Origin of the sequence: Nonomuraea longispora (assembly GCF_004348345.1) — a bacterium.
Lineage (GTDB): Bacteria > Actinomycetota > Actinomycetes > Streptosporangiales > Streptosporangiaceae > Nonomuraea > Nonomuraea longispora.
On the sequence record NZ_SMJZ01000117.1, the window covers coordinates 20,250 to 27,972 of the forward strand.

Below are 7,723 nucleotides of genomic sequence, written 5' to 3' on the forward strand. Positions count from 1 at the left end.
GGCGCCTCTCCTGACGGGAGCCTCCTCGATGCCACGACTTTTCAGCCGCCTAGTGATCACCTCGATGTGCGGTCTGGCGCTGACCGCCTGTGCGAAGACCGACGGACCCGGCGCCGCCCCGTCGCCCGGGCAGCAGCAGGGCCCGGTCAAGATCGGCATTTCGCTCCCGCTCACCGGCGACTTCTCCGAGCCGGGCAAGGGCATCCAGGAGGGCTACCAGGTCTGGGCGGACCGGGTGAACGCCAAGGGCGGCCTGCTGGGCAGGAAGGTCGAGCTGATCTTCCGCGACGACGCCTCCGACCCCAACCGGGTCAGCTCCGACTACGAGTCGCTCATCACGCAGGACAAGGTCGACCTGGTGTTCGGGCCGTTCTCGTCGCGGCTGGTGATCCCCGCGGCGAAGGTCGCCGAGTCGTACGGCATGGTGTTCGTGGAGCCGGCCGGGGCCGCCAAGGAGGTCTTCGAGCAGGGGTTCGAGCGGCTCTTCTACGCGGCCCCCGCGATCGCCGACGACCACTACGACTACCTGGCCGACCACCTCATCAAGCTGCCGGAGGACCAGCGGCCCAAGACGGCGGCGTACGCGAGCCTGGACGACCCGTTCGCCCAGGGCACCGCGTACGGGCTGCGCGACAGGCTGGCCGAGGCCGGGATCAAGACGGTCGTGGACGAGGTCTACCCGCCGGAGACCACGGACTTCTCGCCCATCGCCGCCAAGATCGCCGCGGCGAAGCCGGACCTCGTCGTCGGCGGCACTCAGTTCGAGGACTCCGTGGGCCTCGTGCGCGCGCTGCAGGAGCTGAAGGTGCAGCCCAAGCTGGCGGCGTTCTCGACCGGGCCGACGCTGGCGGAGTTCCCCGACGCGGTGAAGGGCGCGGCAGAGCACATCGTCTCACCCGTCGGGTGGTCGGCCGCCTCCACGTTCACCGGCAACGAGGAGATGGTCGGGCGCTACAAGGAGATGTTCGGCGGGCCGGCCAACGAGGACGCGGCCAACGGCTACACGGTCGGCCAGATCATCGAGGCCGCCGTGACCGCGGCCGGGTGCGCCGACCCGAGCAAGGAGTGCCAGGACAAGCTGACCGAGCACATCAGGCAGGGCACGTTCGACACCGTCGTGGGCCCGCTGTCCTTCGACGACAAGGGCCGGCCCGAGCAGGCGCACATGATCCAGCAGTACGTGGACGGCAGGATCGAGATCGTGCTGCCCGAGCAGGCGAAGACCGCCGACTTCGTCTACCCGAAGCAGGCATGGTGAGCCTGCTCCTGCAGGGGCTGGCCCTGGGCGTGCTGACGGGCGGGCTGTACGCGCTGCTCTCCTCGGGCCTGTCGCTGTACTTCGGCGTGATGCGGGTCGTCATGGTGGCCCATCCGGCGTTCCTGTTCCTGGCCGCCTACCTGACGTACACGGTGCACACGGTGTTCGGGGCGGACCCGTTCCTGGCCCTGCCGGTGACCGTGCCGCTCTTCTTCCTGCTGGGCGTGGCGGTGCAGCGGCTGCTCGTCGCCCGGCTGGCGCCGGAGAACGTGCCGATGATGTCGGTGCTGCTGACGTTCGGGCTCGCGTTGACGATCGAGGGGCTGCTCGGCACGTTCTACACGGGCTCCTACAAGTCGGTCAGCATGGAGTACGCGACCCGGTCGCTGACCGTCGCCGGCGTGCACCTTCCCTACGACAAGATCATCGCTTTCGCGGTCGCCGCGCTCACCCTCGGCGTGCTCTTCGCCGTGCTGGTCAAGAGCAGGTTCGGGCAGGCGCTGCGGGCCACCATCCAGCACCGTGAGGCGGCCAGGCTGGTCGGCGTCCCGACCGAGCGGGTCGCCGGCTACGGCTTCGGCGTCGGCCTGGCCACGGCCGCCGTCGGCGGGACCGTGCTGGCTCTGATCACGCCGTTCTTCCCCGCCTCCCACTGGGTGTGGATCGGCAAGCTGATGGCGATCATCGTGGTCGGCGGGCTCGGCAGCGTGGCCGGCGCGGCGCTGGCCGCCGTCCTGCTCGGCGTCGTCGAGGGAGTCGTGCTCGTCACCGTGGACGCCACCTGGGCGACGATGATGTTCTACGTCTTCCTCTTCCTGACCCTGCTCGCCCGCCCGCAGGGGTTCTTCGGAGGCCGTCTTGCGCACCGCTTCTAGAGGGCTTCCGCTGCTGGCCGCCGCCCTGGCGATCGCCTACCCGTGGCTGGTGCCCAACTACTACCTGGTGTACGCGGGCGCGCTGACCGTCATGTACGCCGCCATGGCCACCTCCTGGAACCTCCTGGGCGGTTTCACCGGCTACGTCTCGCTCGGCCACTCGGCCTTCTTCGGGCTCGGCGCGTACGGCACCGGGCTGCTCGTGACCCGGCTCGACGTGCCGTGGGCGCTGGCCCTGCCGGTCTCGGCGCTGCTGGTCACCGTGTTCGCGGTGGGCGTCGGCGTGGCGGCCGTACGGGTGCGGGGCGCGTCGTTCGTGATCGTGTCGATCGCGCTCGTGTCGATGATGAACCTCGTCGTGCAGGGCTGGCGCTCTCTCACCGGCGGCTCCACCGGCCTGCAGGTGCCCTCGCCGTTCCCCGACCTGCACCGGGGCCAGACGCACATGGTCTTCTTCCACCTGTTCCTCGTGCTGCTCGGGCTCGCGCTGCTGTCCTGGTGGTACGTCTCCCGCTCCCGCTTCGGCGCCGGCCTGCGGGCCATCAGGGAGGACGAGGACAAGGCCGAGTCGCTCGGCGTGCCGACCGCGGCGTACAAGGTGGCGGCCTTCGCCTTGTCGGCCCTGTTCGTGGCGCTGGCGGGCGGGCTCTACGCGCTCTGGTTCGGCAGCCTCGACCCGATCTTCATGTTCTCCATCCTCATCGGCTCGTACATGGTGCTCATGAGCCTGCTCGGCGGTGTCCGGCATCTGTACGGCCCGCTGCTGGGCGCGCTCATCGTGGCCCCCGCCGGCGAGTATTTCCTGATCGCGCTCGGCGAGACGCAGGTGCACCTGGCCGCGACGGGCGTGCTGCTCATCCTCGTCGTGCTGTTCATGCCGGAGGGCATCCTGTCCAGGCTCACCCGGAGACGCCCAGGGCCGTCCATCCCGGAGGAGAGCGCCGGGCAGCGCCTGGAAGGAGCGGCCCGATGACCTCGCTGCGCACGGAAGGACTCACGAAGTCGTTCGGCGGCGTGCCCGCGGTGCACGACGCGACCGTCGAGCTGCGCGAAGGGCGGATCAACGGCCTCATCGGGCCCAACGGCTCGGGCAAGACCACGTTCTTCAACCTGGTCACCGGCATGATCAGGCCCGACTCCGGGTTGGTGCTCTACCGCGGGCGCGACCTCACCCGCCACGCGCCGCACCGGATCGCGCACGCGGGCATCGGCCGCACCTTCCAGCTCTGCCGGGTCTTTCCGCGCCTGACCGTGCTGGAGAACATGCTGGTCGCCGTCCGCCGTACCCGCCTGCGCGAGCTGCTGGCCGGGCTGCACGACAGGGGCGAGGCCGAGCGGGCCCGCCACTGGCTGCGCCGCATGGGCATCGAGCACCTGGAGCACGCCGAGGCCCGTGACCTGTCGTACGGACAGCAGAAGCTGCTCGAACTGGCCGCCGTGCTCATGGCCGAGCCGGACCTGGTGCTGCTCGACGAGCCCGCGGGCGGCGTCAACCCGGCGCTGATCGACCGCATCGTCACTCTCGTACGCGAGCTGAACGCCGAGGGCCGTACCTTCCTCGTCGTCGAGCACAACATGGACATGGTGATGGGCATGTGCGACCACGTGATCGTCTTCGACCGCGGCGCCCCGATCGCGGCGGGCCCGCCCTCGGCGATCAAAGAGGACCCCCGGGTGCTGGAGGCGTATCTCGGTGTCTGAGGTCCTGCTCGCCCTGGAGAACGTCGTGGCCGGATACGGCAGGGCGGCGCCGGTCCTGCGCGGCCTGACCGTCACCGTGCGCGCCGGCGAGGTCGTCTGCCTCGTCGGGCCCAACGGCGCGGGCAAGTCCACCGCGCTCAAGGTCGCGAGCGGCCTGCTCACGGCCAGGTCGGGCCGGGTGCTGCTTTCGGGGAAGGACGTGGCGGGCCTGTCGCCGCAGCGGCTGCTCGGCCGCGGGCTGGCCCACGTGCTGCAGGGGCACAGCGTCTTCCGCGAGATGACGGTGGCGGAGAACGTGCGGCTCGGCGGCTACACCGTCCGCGACCAGGCCGTGCTGAACGCCAGGATCGAGGCCGTGAAGGAGTTGTTCCCCGTCGTGGCCGAACGGTGGGGGAGCGTGGCCGGGCTGCTGTCGGGCGGTCAGCAGAAGCAGGTCGAGTTCGCCCGCGCTCTCATGCTGGAGCCGGCCGTGGTGCTGCTCGACGAGCCGTCGATGGGGCTCGACCCGCGCAACACGCAGATCGTGTTCGACCAGATCGACCTCATGCGCGGGGCCGGCGTGGCGGTGCTGCTGGTGGAGCAGAACGCGCGCAGGGCGCTGGAGATGGCCGACGTCGGGTGCGTGCTCGACCTCGGCCGGGTGCACATCTCCGGTCCCGCGCGGGAGCTGGCGGCCGACCCGCGGCTCGGCCGCCTCTACCTCGGCGGAGTGCCCTCTGACCGCACGGCCGGTGATGCGGCTAGGCCGCGCCCACCCGGACCCGCTTTCTGAAGACCCAGTACGTCCACCCCTGGTAGACCAGGATGAACGGCAGCGTGATCAGCCCGATCCAGCTCAGCATCGTCAGCGTGTAGGCGCCGGAGGCCGCCTCTGCCAGCGTCAGCCCCGGCAGGGGCCGCGCGTGCAACCGCACGAAGACGGCCAGCGCGGTCAGCACGATGGCGCCCGCCGTGGCCGCGAACGCCCAGCCCTCCCTGCGGCGCCAGATGAGCGCCGTGGCCGCCGCCAGCGTCCCCATGGCGGCCAGCGCGGGCGGCGTGCCGAGGCCCGACAGGGCGAACACGGCCACGGGGACGGCCACGGCGCTCGCGGCCATGGCGGCGGAGCGGGCGCGGCGGCGTACCGGGCCGGTGGTCTTCAGCGCCAGGAACACGGCGCCGTGCAGGACGCACACCGTCAGCGTGAACGCGCCTCCGAGCAGGGCGGCGAGCGGGCGGCCGAACAGCAGTCCGGCGAAGATCGCGCCCCACAGGAACGCCGGGAGCGCGCTGCCCGCCACGATGCCCGCGTCGCACCAGCGCGGGGAGGTGACCTTGCCGCGCCACTCCAGGCCGACGCCGCGCACGATCAGCCCGGCCAGGACGAGCGTGACCGGCAGGTAGAAGGAGCTGAACACACCCGCGTACCAGGCGGGGAACGCGGCGAACATGGCGCCGACGGCGGTGATCAGCCACACCTCGTTGCCGTCCCACACCGGGCCGATGGTCTGCAGGCTCTGGCGCCGCTCCGCGGCGTTCCTCCCGACGAACGGGGCCAGCATCCCGACGCCGAAGTCGAAGCCCTCCAGCACGAAGTAGCCGGTCCACAGGAAGGCGATGATGACGAACCACAGATCGATCACTGTCCGCTCCTCAGTACATCAGCGACGGTTCGGGCTGCTCGGCCGGGGCGGCGGGCCGCCGCTCCTCCTCGGCGCCCCCGCGGACGTGCCGGGTGAGGAGCACGACCTCGGCGACGGCGAGCGCGCCGTACAGCAGCGTGAAGACGGTCAGCGAGATGGCCACCTCGGTCAGGCTCACGCCGGGGGACACGCCGGCGGCGGTCAGCAGCTCGCCCGCGACCGTCCACGGCTGGCGGCCGATCTCGCTGAGCAGCCAGCCGGCGGTCACCGCGGTCAGCGGCAGGGGCAGGGCCCACAGGAACGCCCGCGCCAGCCACCTCGGCATGTCGCGCCTCCCGCGGGTCAGCCAGAGACCGAGCACCGACAGCCCCACCGTGGCCATCCCGAACCCGATCATCACCCGGAACGACCAGAACACGACCGGCTGGTTCGGCCGGTAGTCGCCCGGTCCGAACTCCTGCTCGAAGCGCCGCTGCAGGTCCTCGGTGCCCTGGACGGTGGCGCCCGGGTCGTTGGTGGACAGGAAGCTCAGCAGGGCGGGGATCTCGACGCCGGGGGCGACGCTGAAGGCCGCGCCCGCGGTGTCGCGCTCCAGCCCTTCGGCGGAGGCCAGCTTCATGGGCTGCTGCTCGTACATCAGCTTGGCGGACATGTCGCCCGTGCCCGCGACGACGGCCCCCGCGATCGCGGTCATGACGAGCGCGCCCCGTGCGGCACCGCGCCACATGCCCGCGCGCGTGCGCAGCAGCCAGTATCCGCTCACGGCCAGCACGAAGCCGCCCGCCACGACGAACGCCGCCCCTACCACGTGGGGGACCTGGGCCAGCGCCGTCGAGTTGGTCAGCACCGCCCACAGGTCGGTCATCCTGGCCTTGCCGTCGACGACCTCGTAGCCGACGGGGTGCTTCATCCAGGCGTTGGCGGCGAGGATGAAGTAGGCCGACACGTTGGACCCGATGGCGGCCGCCCAGATGCACGCCAGGTGCGCCTTCTTCGGCAGCCGGTCCCAGCCGAAGATCCACAGTCCCAGGAATGTGGACTCCATGAAGAAGGCCAGCAACGCCTCCATCGCCAGGGGTGCTCCGAAGACGTCCCCGACGAAAGTGGAGTATTCACTCCAGTTCATCCCGAACTGGAACTCCTGCACGATGCCGGTCACCACGCCCATGGCGAAGTTGATGAGGAACAGCTTGCCGAAGAACTTCGTGAGCCGCAGGTAGTGCTCCTTGCCCGTGCGGTGCCAGGCCGTCTGCAGGGCCGCCACGAAGACGCCCAGGCCGATGGTCAGCGGCACGAACAGGAAGTGGTACACGGTGGTCACCCCGAACTGCCACCGTGCGAGGTCAAGTGCGTCCATTGTCTGCGTCGACTCCCTGAGCTCTACAAGCTGTAGTACATCTACTTGCAGTAGTACTACAAGCTGTAGAGCAATGGGGTGCGACCTTGGTCACAGTCCTTCTCCCGTCTGGCAGGTGTTGCCCTTATCCGGCCTGGTCGCCGCCGCCTAAAGTTGCTCCATGAAAGTGGGTGGCAGCGCCGTGATCGGCGTTCAGAGGGACCAGGTGTGGACGGCGCTCCAGGATCCGGCGGTGCTGGTGCGGACCATTCCGGGGTGCGAGCGCCTGGAGGAGTCGGGACACGACACGTACCGGATGACGGTCAACGCGGGCGTCGCGTCCATCAAAGGGGTCTACCAGGGCGAGGTGGCGCTGACGGACCCGCTCGCGCCCGAGAGCTTCACGCTCAGGGCCCGCGGGCAGGGCGCGCCGGGCACGGTCGACGCGACCGTCACGGTACGCCTGACCGAGATCGACGGCGGGACCCGCGTGGACTACGACGCCGACGCCGTGATCGGCGGGATGATCGGCGGGGTCGGGCAGCGCATGCTCGGATCGGTGGCCAGGCGGACGGCGGGCGAGTTCTTCTCGGCCGTCGAGGAACACCTCCTCGCGCCGGCCCCCACGGCCGACACCGCCACAGATGATTCAGGTGGGCCGGGCGTCCCCGAGCCGGAGGCCGCGACGGTGGGCGCCGTCCGGCCGGCGGGGGCCGTCCACGAGCGTCCCGCCAAGGCGCGCACGGAGACACGGCCGTGGGTGATGCTGGCGTCGTTCGGCATGGGCGCGGGGGTGGCGGTCGGCGGTGTCGTGCTGGGCTGGCTGCTCGGCCGCGGCTCCCGCCGCCGCACTCCCTGACCCCGGCCCGAACCGCCACCTCCCACGGCCGCCCACCCCGCCCCAGGCGGTCATGGGCGGGCTGGTCGGAGG

Annotated in this window: 8 protein-coding genes; 6 read left to right on the top strand and 2 right to left on the bottom strand. The window is 70.9% G+C overall.

Translation table 11 applies throughout. From position 1 onward, the window contains the following. Positions 1-28: 28 nt before the first annotated feature. The 5 genes from E1267_RS27030 to E1267_RS27050 are packed head-to-tail and all read left to right on the top strand — an operon-like array spanning position 29 to position 4,606. Positions 29-1,258, top strand: coding sequence for an amino acid ABC transporter substrate-binding protein (locus E1267_RS27030; protein ID WP_220449699.1), 1,230 nt, complete (start codon positions 29-31; stop codon positions 1,256-1,258). Beyond that, entirely contained in the window at positions 1,252-2,133 is an 882-nt protein-coding gene (locus E1267_RS27035; RefSeq protein WP_132336256.1) for a branched-chain amino acid ABC transporter permease, read from the top strand. The genes E1267_RS27030 and E1267_RS27035 overlap by 7 nt, the downstream gene beginning before the upstream one ends. Then, positions 2,117-3,106, top strand: coding sequence for a branched-chain amino acid ABC transporter permease (locus tag E1267_RS27040; RefSeq protein WP_201761623.1), 990 nt, complete (start codon positions 2,117-2,119; stop codon positions 3,104-3,106). The genes E1267_RS27035 and E1267_RS27040 overlap by 17 nt, the downstream gene beginning before the upstream one ends. After that, positions 3,103-3,834: an ABC transporter ATP-binding protein gene (locus tag E1267_RS27045; RefSeq protein ID WP_132336258.1), complete on the top strand. Its 732-nt coding sequence runs from the start codon at positions 3,103-3,105 to the stop codon at positions 3,832-3,834. Before E1267_RS27040 ends, E1267_RS27045 begins: the two co-directional genes overlap by 4 nt. Beyond that, the gene (locus tag E1267_RS27050; RefSeq protein WP_132336260.1) at positions 3,827-4,606 is read left to right on the top strand and encodes an ABC transporter ATP-binding protein; all 780 of its coding nucleotides are present in this window, start codon (positions 3,827-3,829) and stop codon (positions 4,604-4,606) included. The genes E1267_RS27045 and E1267_RS27050 overlap by 8 nt, the downstream gene beginning before the upstream one ends. Here the strand turns inward: E1267_RS27050 and cydB are convergent. Beyond that, positions 4,575-5,456 carry a cytochrome d ubiquinol oxidase subunit II gene (cydB, locus tag E1267_RS27055; protein ID WP_132336262.1) on the bottom strand — a complete coding sequence of 294 codons (882 nt, stop codon included), beginning with the start codon at positions 5,454-5,456 and terminating at the stop codon, positions 4,575-4,577. The two genes, E1267_RS27050 and cydB, sit on opposite strands and share 32 nt — an antisense overlap. A 10-nt stretch (positions 5,457-5,466) precedes the next feature. Beyond that, positions 5,467-6,813 carry a cytochrome ubiquinol oxidase subunit I gene (locus tag E1267_RS27060; protein ID WP_132336264.1) on the bottom strand — a complete coding sequence of 449 codons (1,347 nt, stop codon included), beginning with the start codon at positions 6,811-6,813 and terminating at the stop codon, positions 5,467-5,469. A gap of 160 nt (positions 6,814-6,973) precedes the next feature. Here E1267_RS27060 and E1267_RS27065 point away from each other — a divergent pair, with 160 nt between their 5' ends. Further along, positions 6,974-7,651, top strand: coding sequence for an SRPBCC family protein (locus E1267_RS27065; protein ID WP_132336266.1), 678 nt, complete (start codon positions 6,974-6,976; stop codon positions 7,649-7,651). Positions 7,652-7,723 lie beyond the last annotated feature (72 nt).

What these genes read in the sequence shown, in the direction of transcription:
- E1267_RS27030 (WP_220449699.1), top strand. Translation starts at nt 29, where the DNA reads ATGCCACGACTTTTCAGCCGCCTAGTGATCACCTCGATGTGCGGTCTG.
- E1267_RS27035 (WP_132336256.1), top strand. Translation starts at nt 1,252, where the DNA reads ATGGTGAGCCTGCTCCTGCAGGGGCTGGCCCTGGGCGTGCTGACGGGC.
- E1267_RS27060 (WP_132336264.1), bottom strand. Translation starts at nt 6,813, where the DNA reads ATGGACGCACTTGACCTCGCACGGTGGCAGTTCGGGGTGACCACCGTG.
- E1267_RS27045 (WP_132336258.1), top strand. Translation starts at nt 3,103, where the DNA reads ATGACCTCGCTGCGCACGGAAGGACTCACGAAGTCGTTCGGCGGCGTG.
- E1267_RS27065 (WP_132336266.1), top strand. Translation starts at nt 6,974, where the DNA reads ATGAAAGTGGGTGGCAGCGCCGTGATCGGCGTTCAGAGGGACCAGGTG.